This window comes from Pseudomonas sp. YA1 (assembly GCF_058680555.1).
This window is the reverse complement of record NZ_JBZWBG010000013.1, coordinates 105,254-122,162: the sequence shown is the minus strand read 5'-3', so window position 1 is coordinate 122,162 and position 16,909 is coordinate 105,254. Positions and strand designations below refer to the sequence as shown.

At 59.9% G+C, this 16,909-nt stretch carries 15 protein-coding genes and 1 tRNA gene; 11 read left to right on the top strand and 5 right to left on the bottom strand.

Features of this window, described 5'->3' with window-relative positions; translation table 11 throughout:
• Positions 1-635: 635 nt before the first annotated feature.
• The 3 genes from AC4OR5_RS19525 (at position 636) to AC4OR5_RS19515 (ending at position 4,602) form a co-directional block, all read left to right on the top strand.
• A complete protein-coding gene (locus AC4OR5_RS19525; RefSeq protein WP_058160796.1) occupies positions 636-3,614 on the top strand; it encodes a response regulator in 2,979 nt (992 codons plus the stop codon).
• Positions 3,615-3,704: 90 nt separating this feature from the next.
• Entirely contained in the window at positions 3,705-4,238 is a 534-nt protein-coding gene (locus AC4OR5_RS19520; RefSeq protein WP_058160794.1) for a ProQ/FINO family protein, read from the top strand.
• Between the two features lie 290 nt (positions 4,239-4,528).
• Positions 4,529-4,602 (top strand) — tRNA-Cys (locus AC4OR5_RS19515).
• A gap of 98 nt (positions 4,603-4,700) precedes the next feature.
• Here the strand turns inward: AC4OR5_RS19515 and AC4OR5_RS19510 are convergent.
• Complete coding sequence (locus tag AC4OR5_RS19510; RefSeq protein ID WP_058160792.1) at positions 4,701-4,949, bottom strand: site-specific integrase; 249 nt, start codon at positions 4,947-4,949, stop codon at positions 4,701-4,703.
• Between the two features lie 192 nt (positions 4,950-5,141).
• On the opposite strand from AC4OR5_RS19510, the gene AC4OR5_RS19505 reads away from it, so the two are divergent.
• The 6 genes from AC4OR5_RS19505 (at position 5,142) to AC4OR5_RS19480 (ending at position 11,381) form a co-directional block, all read left to right on the top strand.
• Entirely contained in the window at positions 5,142-7,004 is a 1,863-nt protein-coding gene (locus AC4OR5_RS19505) for a host specificity factor TipJ family phage tail protein (RefSeq protein ID WP_224791582.1), read from the top strand.
• A gap of 39 nt (positions 7,005-7,043) precedes the next feature.
• The gene (locus tag AC4OR5_RS19500; RefSeq protein ID WP_071536204.1) at positions 7,044-8,726 is read left to right on the top strand and encodes a glycosyl hydrolase family 28-related protein; all 1,683 of its coding nucleotides are present in this window, start codon (positions 7,044-7,046) and stop codon (positions 8,724-8,726) included.
• A gap of 64 nt (positions 8,727-8,790) precedes the next feature.
• A complete protein-coding gene (locus tag AC4OR5_RS19495) occupies positions 8,791-10,047 on the top strand; it encodes an O-antigen polymerase (protein WP_116271311.1) in 1,257 nt (418 codons plus the stop codon).
• A gap of 79 nt (positions 10,048-10,126) precedes the next feature.
• The gene (locus AC4OR5_RS19490; protein WP_058161001.1) at positions 10,127-10,756 is read left to right on the top strand and encodes a glycoside hydrolase family 19 protein; all 630 of its coding nucleotides are present in this window, start codon (positions 10,127-10,129) and stop codon (positions 10,754-10,756) included.
• Positions 10,753-11,121, top strand: a complete 369-nt coding sequence (locus AC4OR5_RS19485) for a hypothetical protein (protein WP_058161002.1) — start codon at positions 10,753-10,755, stop codon at positions 11,119-11,121. Before AC4OR5_RS19490 ends, AC4OR5_RS19485 begins: the two co-directional genes overlap by 4 nt.
• Positions 11,118-11,381 (top strand): hypothetical protein, encoded by a 264-nt coding sequence (locus AC4OR5_RS19480; protein ID WP_058161003.1) that lies wholly within the window; start codon positions 11,118-11,120, stop codon positions 11,379-11,381. The genes AC4OR5_RS19485 and AC4OR5_RS19480 overlap by 4 nt, the downstream gene beginning before the upstream one ends.
• A gap of 20 nt (positions 11,382-11,401) precedes the next feature.
• Here AC4OR5_RS19480 and AC4OR5_RS19475 read toward each other — a convergent pair whose 3' ends face one another.
• Positions 11,402-11,917 (bottom strand): hypothetical protein, encoded by a 516-nt coding sequence (locus AC4OR5_RS19475; RefSeq protein WP_224791580.1) that lies wholly within the window; start codon positions 11,915-11,917, stop codon positions 11,402-11,404.
• A gap of 669 nt (positions 11,918-12,586) precedes the next feature.
• Positions 12,587-13,627, bottom strand: a complete 1,041-nt coding sequence (locus tag AC4OR5_RS19470; protein ID WP_058161004.1) for a hypothetical protein — start codon at positions 13,625-13,627, stop codon at positions 12,587-12,589.
• 423 nt (positions 13,628-14,050) lie between these two features.
• On the opposite strand from AC4OR5_RS19470, the gene mdaB reads away from it, so the two are divergent.
• Positions 14,051-14,641, top strand: a complete 591-nt coding sequence (mdaB, locus tag AC4OR5_RS19465; RefSeq protein WP_003108797.1) for an NADPH:quinone oxidoreductase MdaB — start codon at positions 14,051-14,053, stop codon at positions 14,639-14,641.
• A gap of 324 nt (positions 14,642-14,965) precedes the next feature.
• Complete coding sequence (kynA, locus tag AC4OR5_RS19460) at positions 14,966-15,832, top strand: tryptophan 2,3-dioxygenase (protein WP_003090069.1); 867 nt, start codon at positions 14,966-14,968, stop codon at positions 15,830-15,832.
• Between the two features lie 31 nt (positions 15,833-15,863).
• Here the strand turns inward: kynA and AC4OR5_RS19455 are convergent, their stop codons facing one another.
• On the bottom strand, positions 15,864-16,424 hold the full coding sequence (locus AC4OR5_RS19455; protein ID WP_057385208.1) for a GNAT family N-acetyltransferase: 561 nt from the start codon (positions 16,422-16,424) through the stop codon (positions 15,864-15,866).
• A gap of 14 nt (positions 16,425-16,438) precedes the next feature.
• Positions 16,439-16,876, bottom strand: a complete 438-nt coding sequence (locus AC4OR5_RS19450; protein ID WP_003090065.1) for an Lrp/AsnC family transcriptional regulator — start codon at positions 16,874-16,876, stop codon at positions 16,439-16,441.
• Positions 16,877-16,909: the final 33 nt, after the last annotated feature.

Below are 16,909 nucleotides of genomic sequence, written 5' to 3'. Positions count from 1 at the left end.
GGGAACCCTTGAACTCGTAGGATGATTTGCTCACGCTGATTATTCCATCCCTGGTCTTTCAACTGAGACAGGACCGGTCCGGGGGGCTTGTATGAAATTTCTTAACTTTCTGATTGGAAGTAACGCTGGAATCTGATCCTCTCAACCAGCCATAACACTTGAGGTTGCGCAGGTCTCTGGCGGGAATGCTTGCCAGGCGTAGTGCCTCGCATCCTGTCGGCGGATTCATCGCAAGGCGGTCTTCCTGCGATGCTATGGGGCAGGAGCTGCGGCCGCAGGATGAAGCGTTCGTGGAGCGGCTTCGGGAAAAGCCGTGGCGCGGAGGCTGGGAAAGGAACTCATGGGAAGGGCCACGCAATGGCTGCCTGGCGTTCCTCGACTGTGCCTGCCTGTCCTGTCTCGAAGACTAGTCCTTAATTCAGTCCATCGATCCGAGGTGAGTGCAAGGCTCTCCTTTGGAGTCAGTATCATGGAGGCTCGTTTCCCGCTCCAGGATATCGATATGCAGATTTCACCAAGTTCTGCAGAACCTCGAAAAGGATCGAGAGGCCCTTTTTTCGTATCAGCGTAAAAACACCGGCAGCCGCTCGTTTCCGCCACGGCTGTCTGGGAAAAATACCCGTTCACCTGCTAACATGGCGACATCGGTGCCGATGTGTCCGCAGGCTCTGGGGCGCGGATGCCATGCCCTCTATCCGGCCGGAGAACTTTGCCATCGAAGACTCGACATGCTGACAAGGTCGTTGCTGTCCGCGGTCTTTTGCCTGTTGCCGATCATCCTGCAGCCGCTGCCCGTCGCGGCCGAATCCATCCTGCTCGATGGTCGTATGACGACAACGACGCGCCCCTGGCTCGACAAACGAGCCAGGCAGTGGCTGGATGCCCGGGAGCCGCTGACGATAGGCGTGGTTTCTCCCGACTATCCGCCGCTATCCATCTTCTACGCAGGTTCCTACAAGGGCTTCACGGCCGATTACCTGGCCCTGGTGTTCGAGCGGCCGTTGCGCGTCAGGGACTTTCCGTCGCGGCAGGCGGCAATCGCTGCGTTGTCGCGGGGAGAGATCGATCTGCTCGGTGTCGGTAGCGAGGTCGAGGCCCGGCAACACGGATTGCTGGCATCCGCTGCGTATCTTTCCGACCGGCCGGTACTGGTGTCTTCCAGCGGCGCCCCGTTCGATTCGCAGGCGGAGTCCTGGCTGGCCACGGTCAAGGGTTATCTTCCCGCCGAACGTATCAAGGCCGCCTATCCGCACAGCAAGGTCATCTGGTTCGACTCGCCGCAGCTTGCCCTGGAAGCGCTGAGCATGGGGGACGTCGATGGCGTGCTGGGTGACGCCGTCTCTGCGCACTATCTCATCCAGACCCATTACCTGCTGAACTTGCGTATCGAGAACTTCGCGCCCATCGACAGCCAGGGTTTCCGTTTCCTGCTCCGGCCGGGGGATGAGCCTCTGCTCGCGGTCCTCGATCGAGCCCTGCCGCGTATCAATGGGCGCTACGGCGACGAACTGTTGCGCAGTTGGAGCGCCGGGCGGCGCCTGCGTTTCGACGAGCCCAGGGTGACGCTTGCGCCGGCGGAACAGCGTTGGCTCTCCACGCATCCGGTCGTGCCGGTGGTGATCAACCATTCCCTTGGCGCGCTCGGGCAACTGGATAGCGAGGGGCGGCTGAGCGGTATCGGGCGTGACTATCTGGACCTGATCGGCAAGCGCAGCGGCCTGCAGTTTTCCTTCAGCGGAGCCCGAAACTTCGTCGAGGCGAAACGTCGACTGGATGCGGGCGAAGCGTTGGTTACGCCGACCATGCCCTCGACGGAGCGTCTCGATTCCGGCCTCGAGGTCCTGACTCCCTACCTGCGTAGCACCACGGTGCTGATGAGCGCCAGCCGGGGCGGCCGGGGCGAACGGCTGGAGCGTGTCCATGGCCTCGCGGATCTCGACGGCAAGCGATTGGCCACGACGGTTGGCTATTTCCTCAACGACACCATTCGGCGCGATCACCCTGAGATCAAGCTCCAGGTCTATCCGACCTTTCTCGCCGCGATGCAAAGCGTCGATGCCGGACAGAGCGAGGCTTCTATCAGCAGCGATTATACCGGTCGCTATCTGTCCGCCCAGCATTTCGACAACCGGATCCAGGTCGTCGGTATCCTCGATGATCTCTCCATTCCGATCAGCATCGGTGTGGCGAGGAACCAGCCCGAGCTGCAGGGCATCCTGGAGAAGGCGCAGCTGGCGATCGCTCCGGAAGAAGTGGCGGAAATCCTCCACCGCTGGGAGCCTCGCTTCGCCAAGGGAGGGACGGACTTCTGGCGCGATCACCGGAGCAAGATTCTGCAGATCGGCGGATTGTTCGGCGTACTGATTTCCATCTCTCTCATCTGGGGTTTCTACCTGATGCGCCAGGTGCGCAAGACCCGCCAGGCAGAAGAGCAAGCTGACGCTGCCAACCGTGCCAAGAGCGTGTTTCTTTCGACGATGAGTCACGAGATCCGCACGCCATTGAACGCGGTCATCGGCTTGCAGGAGCTGGTGCTGAAAAAGGGCGAGAAGGGCGTGTTGGATCTCGATTCGCTGAGCATCGCCCAGGAAGCTGCCCAGGGGTTGCTGCTTCTGCTGGGCAATATTCTCGATTTGTCGCGGATCGAATCCGGTCGGTTCGATTCCGCTCCCGAACCAGTGCTTCCTGGCGAGTTGATCAGAGGAATCCTGCCGCTGGTTGGCGGGCTGACGCGGCAGAAGAATCTTTCCCTGGCACTGGAACTCGACGGGGATCTCGAGCAGTGGGTGCTGGTGGATCCCCTGCATTTCAAGCAGGTGTTGTTCAACTTGCTGGGCAACGCCATCAAGTTCACCGAGCGCGGTGGGGTAACGGTGCGGGCGGTGGGGCGGCGCGAGGCGGAGAGGCTTCATTTGCTGCTCGAGGTAAGCGACACCGGCCTCGGTATTTCGGAGGAGGACCAGGCCAGGCTGTTCCGGCCATTCTCGCAGGTCGGCTCGCCTGCGCTTGGCCAGGCGTCCGGCAGCGGCCTGGGGTTGTACATCAGCCGACGCCTGGTACACCTGATGGGCGGCCAGATCAGCCTGCGCAGCGAGCTGGGCAACGGCTCCTGCTTCTCGGTCGAGTTCGATCTTCCGCTGACCGAACCTCCGCCCAGCGAGTCGAGCGAAGCGCGTTCCGGAGTTGCCGAGGTCGAGGAGCGGAAAGAGGCAAGGGCGCTCTCGATATTGCTTGCGGAAGACCATCCGTTCAATCGGCTGACCCTGACCATGCAATTGGAAAGCCTTGGGCACCGGGTGACCTCCACGGAAGATGGCGAGGAAGCATTCGAACGTTGGCAGGGCGAAGACTTCGACGTCGTGATTACCGACGGCATGATGCCGCGGATGGATGGCTACGAGCTGGCGCGACGGATCCGCTCGCAAGAAGCCCTTGGCGGTCGGCGTCGCTGCTTGGTGATAGCGCTTACCGCCAGCGCCGAGAAGGATGCGCTGGAGCGTTGCCTGGCTGCCGGCATGGACCGGGTCCTGTTCAAGCCGACTACGCTCGATGAGCTCGCTCGGGCGCTGAACGGGGGAGAGCCGGTCATGCCTACGAGCGTCGATTCGCAATGAAAGTGCCCGAGTGGTTGCCGTTTTGCGTGCCGCGAGCGGATGTATCGGGTAATCTCTCGCAGAAATGAACCAGCACTAGTGAAGCGAACGATGGGTTTTGAACAACTTGCCGAGCTGAGAGACCGTCTGCGCGCACAGGCGGCGCAGGCGAAACCGGCTCAAACCAAAAGCTCCGCGGGACGCGCGAAGAAACGTGAAGCCGTCGAGCCGGGAGTCGAGGCTATCTGGAGGCTGCAACGGCATTTCCCGCTGGCGTTTCCGAAAAGCCCCGCGGCCAAGGTTCCGCTCAAGCAGGGCATCCTCCAGGATGCGCAGCAGCACCTCAAGCTACTGGGAATCACCGCCGAACAACTGAAACAGGCCATCGCCACCTGGTGCCAGGGCAGCCGCTACTGGAGTTGCATGGTGGAAGATGCGCCGCGACTGGATCTGCAAGGCCAGGTTGCCGGCAAGGTAACCGCCGAGCAGGCGGTGTATGCGCGGCGGCAGGCGTCTCGCCGGCAGCGCGAGCAGATGCGCGAGAAGCGCGCCAAGCGTGCCCAGGCGGGTGGCGAAGCGCCGGCCGCCACGGAGGCGCCGACGCCTGAAGCGCCCGCAACCGAAGCGAGTCCCGAGGCGAACTGATCGCCGGGGCAGGGCGCGTCGGATCCTGGCGCGCTCTTCGGTTGCCGGTCGCCGCGGGGCCCATTTCGCGGACGTCTGGGCCCGTTTCTCCCGGCTTGTGCTACGCAATAGCCTGATCTGCAAAGTTTTTTTCGTAGAGCGCTTGCCAAGCCCGGCGAATCCGTCCATAATTGCGTCCATTCCAGCGATGGGTGAGCTAAAAATCTTTTGAAATCAAAGGGTTATAAGTTCAAAATCGCACCAGGAAAGAGATTTCAGCGATATGCCAAACGCATGTCGCTTCGCTCAAAGGCTGAGTAGCAGAGTGGTTATGCACCGGATTGCAAATCCGTGAACGCCGGTTCGATTCCGACCTCAGCCTCCAACAGGAAAGCCCCGTAGCTCAGTGAGTTACGGGGCTTTTTTCTTGCCTAGGAAAGCGGATCATTTCCGCAATTCTCCGATCATTTCCGCAACTCATCCTCACTTCGTCGGGCTTACCACCTCGCCGACGCGTCGGTAAACGTTCTTCGTGATCTGTTCCTTTGTGTGGCCAAGCAGCTTGCTTGCATCGGCCAGGTTCTCGATTTCGCTGGCTGCCTTGGGGCGAATATCGCTGAAGCGGAACTGCTTGATTCGTTCAGCAAGCGGCTCGTCTCGGGCGGCCACTGCTTGGGCGGCGGCTTCTGCTCGCGCCTCGTCCCAGCGATTTCGCATCATGGCGTAGCTCATGCGGAGGCCTGATGGGTTCGTAATGAGGCGCGAACTGGTAATGCCGGCCTGGACCTGACCGAGAGCTCCAATCTCACCCCGAACCCGTCGGCAACTACGTTCACGTTTTCCGGAACGAACATCATCATTTCTGCCGGAGCCGGGTCGTTCCCCTCTGACTGGGTTGCGGGGACGATCCTGCGGGTTGAGGCGATGTACCCCTATTCGGTGAACGATGGCGGCGGCACGAATCGCGACGTCGTGACGGGGGATATCGCTCAGCTCGGGCTGGATGTTGGCGATGAGATCGAGGTTGTCGGCACCAACGGCGGCCTCTACATGGTGAACGACATCACCTCAACGTCGATGACGCTCAACTACAGCAACGGTTCGCCGGCCAATGCGTTGCAGACCGGCTCTGGCAATGCAGCAATCGGCCCGCGCGGCCTGCGCTATCGGATCACGGCGTACAGCGCGCAGCAGCTCACAGTCGAGCGGCTGACCAGTGCGGGCGGTGTCGATGTTGACTGGCCAGGATTCACCGCTCTCAACTCGTCTACGTCCCGAGTCACCATCGATCCGACCAGCCTAGAAGGGGGCTGGCGCGGTCCCTTCCCGGCGTGCCCTGTGTCGGAGAAGACCAACTTCGTCGAGATCGACGTATTTTGCCCGGAAGGGCTTTGCGGTGTAGGCAGAGAAGGGCAGATCTACCAGATCCGCACTTATTACGACATCCAGTGGCGAGACATGGCCATCGGCGGCGCATGGACGACGGTCAGTAAGAACCATGCCGGCAGTTCTCTCGACCAGCAGGGTTTTACGGACGGCATCCCGCTGCCGTACATGATGCGGCCCGAGTTTCGCATCAGAAAAGTGTTCGTCAACCAGGGCGGCAACTCAACATCCGAGTACCGAGACCGCACCCAGTGGTACGGGATGCGCGCGCGCCTCCAGGCTCCATCGTCCTACGCCGGCGTCACGACCATGGCCGTCAGGTATCGGTCGTCTGACCGTATCGCAGCGCAGACCGAAAGCCGCGTTTCGGTGGAAGCTACTCGCATGCTACCGACTCGACAGAACGGTGCATGGACGAGCGAGATCGCTACGCGAGACATCGTCCCGTTCCTCTGCTACATCGCCAAAGAGCGCGGCTACACAGACGCCGACCTCGACCTAGAAGAGCTCGATCGGCTTGACGCCATCTGGAAGGACCGCGGCGACACGTTCGACATGATCTACGAGGACGGTAAGGTCACGGTCGCGCAGGTCATGGACGACGTGCTTGCCGCCGGGTATGCGGAGAAGACGATCAAGCGCGGCGTGATCTCCGCAGCCCGAGACGAACCAAGGACCACATTCGGGCACATGTACTCGCCGCAGAACATGGATGGTCCGCTGAGGATCAGCATCAGCGCTCCGTCTGAGGACGACTATGACGGAGTCGATGTGGAGTTCGTCAATGCCAACGGCTGGATAGAAGATACCGTCCAGTGCCGCCTGCCCGGCGATGTCGGCAGAAAGGTCGAGAAGATCACGGCTGTCGGTGTCACAAACCGCGATCGCGCCTGGCGCTACGGGATGCGCCGCCGGATGGCTCAGCGATACCGTAGAACTGAGCACTCGTTCGATACCGGCCTCGACGCGCTGAACAGCGACTTCTGGGATTACGTGGCCCTTGCCGGCGATGTTCCCGGCCCAGGACTGGCGCAGAGCGCATACCTGAAATCGTTCGTGATCTCTGGAAGCTCGGTGCTGATCGAGTCCAGTGAGCCACTTGACTGGTCGCTGCTGAACTCGCCAGCGCTCTACCTGCGGCGCCCAGACGGAACGGTTTCCGGTGGATATCCGGCGTCGAGGATCGACGACTACCGGCTGAGCATTCCCAGCATCGATTTCATCCCTGATGTTTCTTGGGAGATCGAACCTGCTGCTGGGAAACCCATACCCGGCCCTGATCAGTTCCATCGATCCCAACGGCAATACCTCGGCATCCGTTCGTGCGGTGAACTACGACCCCAGGGTCTACACCTACGACAACGCCAGCGCCCCAAACTGACCGCACACGAAAAACCATAGCCCGCCATAGAGCGGGCTTTTTCATGCTTGGAGAAAAGTATGACTTACGACACCAGCGACCTTCCGCTCGGCTCGAAGGACCCTCGCGTTCTGTACGAAAACGCTGAGCATCTCGATTTGGCAATGAACTCGCTGAATCAAGATCGCTGGATGGACCGTGGGCCTCAGCGTCCTCCGGTTGCACGATGGACCTGGTGGGGAATCGAGCAGTATGTCATGCAGTGGCTGGCCGCTCAGGGATTTGAACCGACCCCCCTTGAATATGTCGACGGCTCTCCGCTGATTGTTGATCGCCCGACTCAACTGATTCAGCGTGACGGGAACCTGTATAGCGTTCAACTTCCAGCAGATTTCCCGGTCAGCCTCAGCGGGAATTGGGCCACCGACGAGAGTCTGCTGGTTGCCCAGATCGACCGCTCGCTGCGTCAGCAGTTGAGAGCTCCGGGTGGCGCCGGAATGATGGGTTACGATCCGGCGGAAACGTACCCATCAGATACAATCGGCTACGAGGTAAATACCCTCAGAGCGCTCAAGGTTGTCGTAGTTACTAATTACGGTGCCACTGGCAACGGAACGACTGATGATACGGCAGCGATTCAGGCTGCCATTGCAGCAGCAGGGCCGTATTCAGATGTTGTATTCCCGTCTGGAACCTACCTGATCACCTCTACGCTCACCTCCCTGACTGGACAGCGCTGGCTTGGCAGGGGCGGACAACGAGGGACCACTATCAAGAAGGGCGCCAGCATCGACATGGTGGTAGTAGGTACGCTATCCCCAATTCTTGACATCAACCTGGAAGGCGTTGGTGCTACCTATACAGGTAAGGGGTTCCGTATCGTCTCTGGATTTAGCCAAACGATCACCCGGTGTCGTGCGGTAAACATGGGCGGTAACCCCATGTGGTTCGATGTCGACGCAGGTGGCGGGGCTAATGTGACATGCTTTGAAGGTTATCCCGTAGATCCAGATGCCTATGCAGGAATCCAGATTGCTGGTGATACCGGGGCTCATCCTCGATTTTTCCGTGGGATTTGGCTAAGCGGTGCAAACTTCGCGCTCGGCCCCGGCGGTGGCAATGGTGGGAGTCTATCTGAGTTCTACATCAGGACTTTCGTATTTGATCCGACATCTACGCTTTTCCATATTTCAAATGGAAGGTGTTCTACTCCATCTACAACTATTAGGGGTTTTGACCACTCCATTGATGGAGTTGCATTCCCTGGACCATTGACTCTTGACTCTGCCCAAGGGATTAATTTTGGACCATCCTGTGGGATAAATAACAACTTCACCGAAGTAAACTCACAATACAACGCTGTCTATATCCAGCGTCGGACTTACACTCCAGCGTGGACGCAGTCTACTGCTACACCATCTATAGGTAATGGTACTCTTACCGGGAATTTCGTTAGATCTGGTCATATGTGCCACCTCCAACTTGAGCTTATTGCTGGATCCACCACCACCTTTGGAGACAGTGCCTCAGCTTATAGATTTTCGCTACCCTTCCCGGGGCATCTGTCGTTTAACCAGCGTGGATTCCCTGTAAGAATCTATGATTCGAGTGCTGGGGCGGATTTTACTGGGTGGGCCAGTATTCCGGCCGGCTCTTCAGAGTTTACGATCTCTTTCGGAGGACAGCAGGTTAGGGCGTCTTCGCCCATGACATGGGCAAATGGAGACACCTTGCAGTGCTCATTTTCGTACATGGTTAGGTAGGTTCGAATCGCCACAGGGATGTGGCTATCGGCTACAATCGGCGCCTGTCAATCTGGAGGACGCCATGTACGCGATGCTCACCGGGGTAACCCTGCTCATTTTTTCAGTGCTTGCAAGGCTTCTAGCGCGTAGCGCCGTACATCCTTCGGTCGCTATGCCGGTCACCTGGGGGTTAGGCCTTCTCGGGGTCAGCCTAGCATCTATGATAGGTTTCTACCCTGTCGAGTCCGACGCTCTGCTTATTTTCCTCGCTGGTGTCCTTTCGTTTTCACTCTCGTCCGCTATTTTCTCTTTCATCTACAATTCATACACTTCTCCATATAGCTATAACATGCTTTTCGATAGAGATCTTCGAGCTAAATTTCTAGTTTTTTTCTTTTGTGTAGCACACCTGTTTTTTCTCACAGTAATCTACAGGGATTTGTCCTCTATTGCTCCCACGCTTCGTGAGGCGGCATATATTGTTCGTGCGCAATCAGTATCAGGGGAGCCACTACTTAGTTCGTTGTCTCTGAACTATCTCCAGCTTGGTCAAACAGTAATACCTCTTGTGGTCTTGCTTTATCTGCGCGGTAAGTGTGGGGCTATAGGTATGCTGGCTGTTTCTGTCCCATGGATGGCTGTCATACTTCTGGCAAGCGGGAGGTCGTCTCTTATGCAGATGCTTGTCGGGTTGTTCTTTATCTATGTTCTGGTAAAGGGTCGTCCATCCATCAAGAGCATTTTTGTAATAGGTGTGGCAATGTTCTTGGTCATTGCTGTTGGCGCTGTTGCAACATCTAAGATCCAGTTTCACGAAGGTGATGGAATTTCTACTTTGCTAGTTGAGCTTTACCGCCACGTGGCTGGATATGCCCTGCAAGGGCCCGTTTTATTTGATAGGTACTATCAGGGATTGATTCAGGTTGAACCGCATTGGTCGCCTTTTAACGGGCTCTGCAGTATGGGTTATATATTGGGCTTGTGTGAGAAGCCGATTCAGCATCTAGATTTTTACGCTTATGCTCCCGGTGAGCTTGGAAACGTATACTCAGTATTCTTCTCTATGTACCCTCACTATGGTGCTTTAGGTGTTGTTTTCTTCATGGCTGCTTATGGGATGGTTTGTTCGTATGCATACTGTAAAGCCAAGAAGGGTAGTCTGTATTTCACAATTCTTTCCTCGTATTTCTTTTCTGCAATCGTGTTTTCCCTGTTCAGTGACCAGATATCAACGTCATGGTGGTTCTACGTCAAGATGACGATAATTCTTGGGTTACTATGCTTTGTGTTCAAGCGAGAACGAATGTTTGTAATACGGATGCCACAGGCGGCTAAATGATTTCGTATCTTTTATGTGAATCGTAATCCGAGAGTTTAAAGGCCCGCATTAAGCGGGCTTTTTTATTTCAGGAGAGCGTATGCCTATCACTGAGCAGCAGTTGCTGCATGTCCTCCCGAACGCCGGCCCTCGAGCCGGCGTTTTTGTTGGTGCGCTGAACCGCGGGATGACGCGCTTCGGTATCACGTCGCCTGTGCGAGTCGCCGCGTTTCTCGCCCAAGTTGGCCACGAAAGCGGCCAGTTGACCCGCTTGGTGGAGAACCTCAACTACAGCGCCCGCGGCCTGGCTGCGACCTGGCCGAGCCGGTACCTCGGCGCCGACGGCCAGCCCAACACCCTGGCGCAGCGCCTGGCGCGCAACCCCCGAGCCATCGCCAACAACGCCTACGCCTCGCGCAACGGCAATGGCGACGAGGCGTCCGGCGATGGCTGGTGCTACCGCGGGCGCGGGCTGCTGCAGATCACCGGCCGGGCGAACTACCGCGCCGCCGGCGCCGGGCTGGGCCAGCCGCTGGAGCAGGAACCCGAGCTTCTCGAGCAGCCGGAGTTCGCTGCGCTGTCGGCGGCCTGGTGGTGGGCCAGTCACGGCTTGAACGACCTGGCCGACCGCGGCGAGTTCGCCGCCATCACTCGGCGCATCAACGGCGGCACGAACGGCCAGGCGGAGCGCCTGGCGCTGTGGGAGCGGGCCAAGGCGGTGCTGTCGTGATCTCGGCCCGCGTGATTTCGATCGCGCTGGCCTGCCTGCTACTGGTCGGCCTCGGCGCCGCCGGCGGTGTCTGGCTCGGCGCGCGTCACTACCGGCCGCAGCTCGATGCTGCACGGTCGGATCTGGTCGCCTGCCGTGCCTCCCGGGGAGAGCTGGAGGCCGCGGTAACGGAGCAGGTCCGACAGGTTGCCGCGTTGCGCCTGGCCGGCGAACAGCGGGCCCGGGATGCAGCCCAGGCGGTGGAGCGGGGACGGCAGCAGGCCGCGGAGCAGTATGCCGCGGCACAGCGCCTGTTGCGTGAGCGCTCCGCTGGTGATCAGTGCCTGGCAGCCGAGGTGGTCATCGATCAGGAGTTGGGGCTATGAGGGTGGTGCTGATGCTGGTGATGGTTGCGCTGGCGGGATGCGCCGGCCAGGTTGAGCCTGAGCCGCGCACGGTGCGCGTAGAAGTGCCGCTAGCGGTGCCGTGCCGGGTGCCGGCGGTGGAGGTGCCGGCATGGGCAGCGGCTGGGCAGCGGAAAGACGACGACCTACAGACCAAGGTCCGTGCGCTGCTGGCCGAGCGGCGGCAGCGGATTGGTTACGAGGCGCAACTCTTGGCTGCGAACCAGGCCTGTCAGAATTAGGAGTAGACTACGGCCTTTTCCTACGGAGCAGGGCGATGCTGGTGATTCGGTTGGCGGGGAAGTGGACGCTGAAGCTCGACAGGCAGATAGGCAGTTCCGGCAAACACGGGATATGGGCATTCCACTGCTCTGAAAGCACTTTCGCGCCGTCTTCGAACGACCTCCGGCGCACTGCGGCAATCCTGCCGGCCGAGCCCAAGGAAGGCCAGACGGTGGACGTATCGATCTGCGACACCGCGCACTCGCCAGATGGATGGATCGCCGTCGATTACGTCGTAGCAGCAGTCCGCGCAGTAGTGCGTCTCGCGCGTGATGCCGTGCTCGATCGCCCAACCGTACATCCCCAAGGCGTCGGTGACCATGTCGTGGCGGTCCTGCAGGCCCACGATTCCGCACTGGTATAGCTCGTTGGCCTCGGCCACAAGGTACAGGTACTGCTCATCCGCGGCGTACAGCCAGGCGGCATGCTGCCGTATCGCGGCGAGCCATTGGGTGACGCGCTGGTGGTGGCAGATGCGGGGGGCGGAGTAGGACATAGGAAATCTCCGGCGGGCGAGTGGGCCGGAAATTATGCTGTATGAATATCCAGTATTCGAGGGCGGCCGACGAGCGGAGAGTGGCGCATAGGAATGCCATGGAAGGGGCTGAAATCATTTCCGCATCTATGTTCTCCCTCCAACTAATCAGCGGCCTCCAGAGACACGAATACGGCTATGATGCGGAAATTATCCACCGTTAACCATTTGAAATTGTTGGGTTTTACCTCGGATTGCAAATCCGTGAACGCCGGTTCGATTCCGACCTCAGCCTCCAACAGGAAAGCCCCGTAGCTCAGTGAGTTACGGGGCTTTTTTCTTTCCTGTCCGGTATTGCTGAAGCAAGTTCCTTGGGGTGCCCCTATAACACTTTCATACTTTTACGGCCTCGCAACCGCCTCCCTCTCCCGATAAGCCGCTCCGTAATTACTACTTTCCCGGAGTGTCCGAGGAGTACCCCAGCACCTGTCACGTTTTCGGCCGTTGCCTGCAATCCAGCCCCGTGCGCGGCTTTTATCTGGACGCAAGATCCGGTCTGGGTCGGTCATCGGCTGGTCGTCATCGAACATGACCAGCCGAGCCGGTCTGTCCTGCCGCCTGCCTTCCGGGCCTCTATCGATCAACCGTTGTGGCGACCGCGAGCGGAAGGCGCTTGGCGGAGGGCCCGTTTCATCTTGCCTTGCGTTTCAAGGAAACCGGCAGGCCCCAGGTCAGGTCTTCCATGCCTGCTTCGCCGAGTATCTCGGTTTTCATCGGCTGGATCCGCGCGAGCACCTGGCGGCCCGTTTCATCAAGCCTTGGCTGCTCGCGATCGATGAACCTTTTCGTCAGCTCCATGGGCGCTGGCCTCATGAAGACCTGGATATCCTGCAAGGTGCACTTGATGTTTTGCGTGTCCACGGCCTTGCAGGTCTTCCTGTCATAGCTCACGGCCGGGGTCTTCAAGTGGAACCGATCGCTGAGCAGGATCTGCCCAGGCTGAATGGTGAAGGACAGCGGGGCATAGGCGTCGGGTATCTGCGCTTGCAGCTTGATGGAGGGGACATCCTCGATCTTCGTGCCTTCGGCCCAACCGGCATCCGAGACCATTTCCCGCTGGCTGTATTGCTGCTCGCTCCAGCCCACGCATTGGCCGGAGGCCATGTGCACGGCGCTGCAGACATTCTGTGTGTAGGTTTTGTCTGCATAGGAGGCGTCGCGCCAGTAGTTCTCCTTCACGAACCGACGATACAGCACGGCGGACAGGTTCACCGAACCAAGTGGGCTGGCAGCCGGCTGCCCCTTTGGCGCCTTGATCTGGGCAAGGGTGCTGTCGATCTTGTAGTCGATCCCTCCGGACAGCAGGTAGGTTCCCGGCGGGATGATGTTGACCTCGAGGAAGTCCCACAGATAGACGGCTTCCTTGATCTTCTCCAGGTCGTTGTTGGCAAAGGCCTGCATGTAGGCGATCCCGGGCACGTCCTTGTTCTTGAATATGACCCGATGCGAGTAGCTGGAGAGGTCCGTCACGCTCTTGTTGGGCATGAGCGCCGGTACCAGCACCACGGACATGCCTTCGCGGGTAGCCTCATCGATCATGTTCAGGAGCTGGTTGGTGGGGTTCTGCTGGGAGCCGCCGAGTCCGGCGTTGCCTAGGGAGGCGCAGGCTGACAACAGGCTTGCCGGGAGCAGGATCGCGAAGGGGCTCAGACGCCGAGCGATGGTTTTCATGAGATATCCTTATCTATACGGGCCAATGACTTAAGGCGAGTGCGGGAAGAATCCTAATCTACTCCTTGCGGATTCCCAAGGAGCGTTCGTCCCGCGCGTAGGAAGGAGCGTTTGAGTCGAGCGCGTCACAGCCTGTTGCTGCAATCCTGGGTACTCACATGCGTGCGAATGCTGGCGAGCCAGTGCGTACTGCGTTGGTGATGGCTCGCTGCGGGTAGAGTTCGTGCCGGTCATCGAGGGCTGGCTGCGTGGGAGCGCAATGAAGACGCGGATCCCAGCTCTTCTGGCGATTCGTGAGTGCGGATCAAATCTGTTTTACCGCCGTACGACTTTTTCCGTTCCCTGCGCCTATCTAACCTGCCGCTCTCTTCAACCCGGGATCGGCAGGCATCTCCGCTGCGGTTCCAGCATGTACGGAACACCATGAAAAACATTCTCCTGCTCAACGGCGGAAAGCGTTTCGCCCATTCCGACGGTCGCCTCAACCAGACCCTGCACGAAACCGCCCTGGCCCATCTGGACCGCCGTGGCTTCGACTTGCGCCAGACCTTCATCGACGGCGGCTATGACATCCCGGCGGAGGTGGACAAGTTCCTCTGGGCCGACGTGGTGATCTACCAGATGCCCGGCTGGTGGATGGGCGCCCCGTGGACGGTGAAGCGCTACATCGACGAAGTCTTCACGGCCGGTCATGGCAGCCTCTATGCCAACGACGGCCGTACCCGCTCCGACAGCACGCAGAAATATGGCAGCGGCGGTCTGGTGCAGGGCAAGCGCTACATGATCTCGGCGACCTGGAATGCGCCGCAGCAGGCGTTCGACGATCCGAGCGACTTCTTCGAAGGGAAAGGCGTGGATGCGGTGTATTTCCCCTTCCACAAGGCCAACCAGTTCCTCGGCATGTCCGGCCTGCCGACGTTCCTCGCGGTGGATGTGATGAAGCGCCCGGACGTCCCGGCTGCCGTCGCTGCCTACCAGGCGCACCTGGACAGGGTGTTCGGGCGCGCCGGCTGAGTTCGACGGCGGGCCTCGTGTCGCTTCGCTGGATGGAGTGGCGGATCGAAATCCAGTCTCTCGGGACGAGGCCTAACGGTCACGGATCTGCTATCCGGGCTTTTGTCGGCCACGACCCGCGAGTGATCCGAAATTCGATTTTTCCATCGATCCGTCGAATTAGATTTCATCGGGGACGGGGAGGAAAGGATGCTTTGCACGAATATTCGAATGGGCGCATCGTAAAATGAGCGCGCTTCGACCGCGTCGAAGCCACCCCCGACAACGTTGCCGGCAGGTCGCTCATCGACTTCCGACGCCTGCCGCCGAATTCAGGAGATTCACATGTGTCCTTGCCCTCACTCCCAGGCCCAGGGAGAAACGGACGGAGAGGCTGAGTGGCATAACGCCGCCCTGGACTTCACCCATGCGATGAGCTACGGCGATTACCTGAAGCTGGACAAGGTCCTGGACGCCCAGTTCCCGCTTTCGCCCGACCACAACGAAATGCTGTTCATCATCCAGCACCAGACCTCGGAGCTATGGATGAAGCTGATGCTCCACGAACTGCGGGCCGCCCGGGAGCACGTCAAGTCAGGCAAGCTCGGTCCAGCGCTGAAAATGCTCGCCAGGGTCTCGCGGATCTTCGACCAACTGGTACACGCCTGGGCGGTGCTGGCCACCATGACGCCGACCGAGTACAACACCATCCGCCCGTACCTGGGCCAGTCTTCCGGTTTCCAGTCCTACCAGTACCGCGAGATCGAATTCATCCTCGGCAACAAGAACGCCACCCTGCTCAAGCCCCATGCTCACCGCGCCGAGCTACTGGCGGCCCTGGAGCAGGCCCTGCATACGCCGTCGCTATACGACGAAGCGATCCGCCTGATGGCCGCCCAGGGGTTGCCGGTAAGCCAGGAGCGGCTCGTCCGGGACGCGGCGGCCGGCACCTGTTACGAGGCCTCGGTGGAGGCGGCGTGGCGACAGGTCTACCAGGCGCCGGAGCGCTACTGGGACCTGTATCAGCTGGCGGAAAAACTGATCGACCTGGAGGATTCGTTCCGCCAGTGGCGCTTCCGTCACGTGACCACGGTGGAGCGCATCATCGGTTTCAAACCCGGCACGGGCGGAACCGAGGGAGTGGGGTATCTGCGTAGCATGCTCGATACCATCCTCTTCCCCGAACTGTGGCGGCTCCGTTCCAACCTGTAGTACCGGATGAGGCGCAGCATCCGCCTGCGCCTCAGTCGTTGCCGGCGCCTCCCGCCGCCCACTCTTGCCGCAAAAGCCCCATGAGAACGACATTCCAGCGTTCCCGGCCGACCCGGGTGGCGGAGCGGCGCAAGCCTTCTTCGCGGAACCCCGCGCGTCGATAGAGATGACGGGCGGCAGCGTTCCAGTCGTACACGTTCAATTCAACGCGCTCGATGTCGGCGTCGGCGAAAGCCTCGGCGAGCAGCGCCTCCAGCATCGGCAGCCCCAGGCCCTGGCCGCGCGCGCTTGGCGCCAGGGCTATGCGAGCCAGGCGGACGACGCCGTTGCGGCGGTCGAACAGCAACTGGCAATGGCCGATGACCTGGCCATCCAGGCAAGCGCTCCAGAGCAGGCGCAGCGGCGGTTGCCGGCGGCTTTCCGCGAGGTCTTCATGCATCTGCTCGAGGCTCAGCGGATGCCGCAGGGCGGGGCCGGCCCATTGCACCAGCTCCTTTTCCGTGGCGAACCAGCGTTGCAGGGTGGGGAAGTGTTCCAGCTGGAACGGGACGAGTTGCAGGTCCGGGACGGAACCCGTGCCGGGTGTGGGCATGCGGAGTGCCTCGCTCAGGTCATCGGGGGGAGCCGGCGTTTAACCGGGGACTTCTTGACGATGGCGGTGTTGGTTTCCGCGTAGCCGTTGATCCTGTCCAGCAGCGTGTCGAGCTGTTCCATCGAACGGACCTGGAGGCGGGCGATGAAGCAGTCGTCACCGGTGACCTTGTCGCACTCGGTGAACTCGGCGATGTCCTGGATCTGTCGCTCGACCTCGTGCAGCTTGCCGGGCAGGGGGCGGATGCGCACGATCGCCTGGAACTGGTAGCCGAAACAGCGGGGGTCGACATCCAGGGTGTAGCCGCGGATCACGCCGCGTTCTTCCAGTTTGCGCAGGCGTTCGGCGACGCTCGGGGCCGATAGTCCGCTGACCTGGGCGAGGGCCTTGAGGGACAGTCGCGAGTCAGCCATGAGGGCGTTGATCAGGCGTTGGTCGATGTCGTCGGTCATGTCGGCCTCGAAAGTTTTTTTTCAAAATAGCCC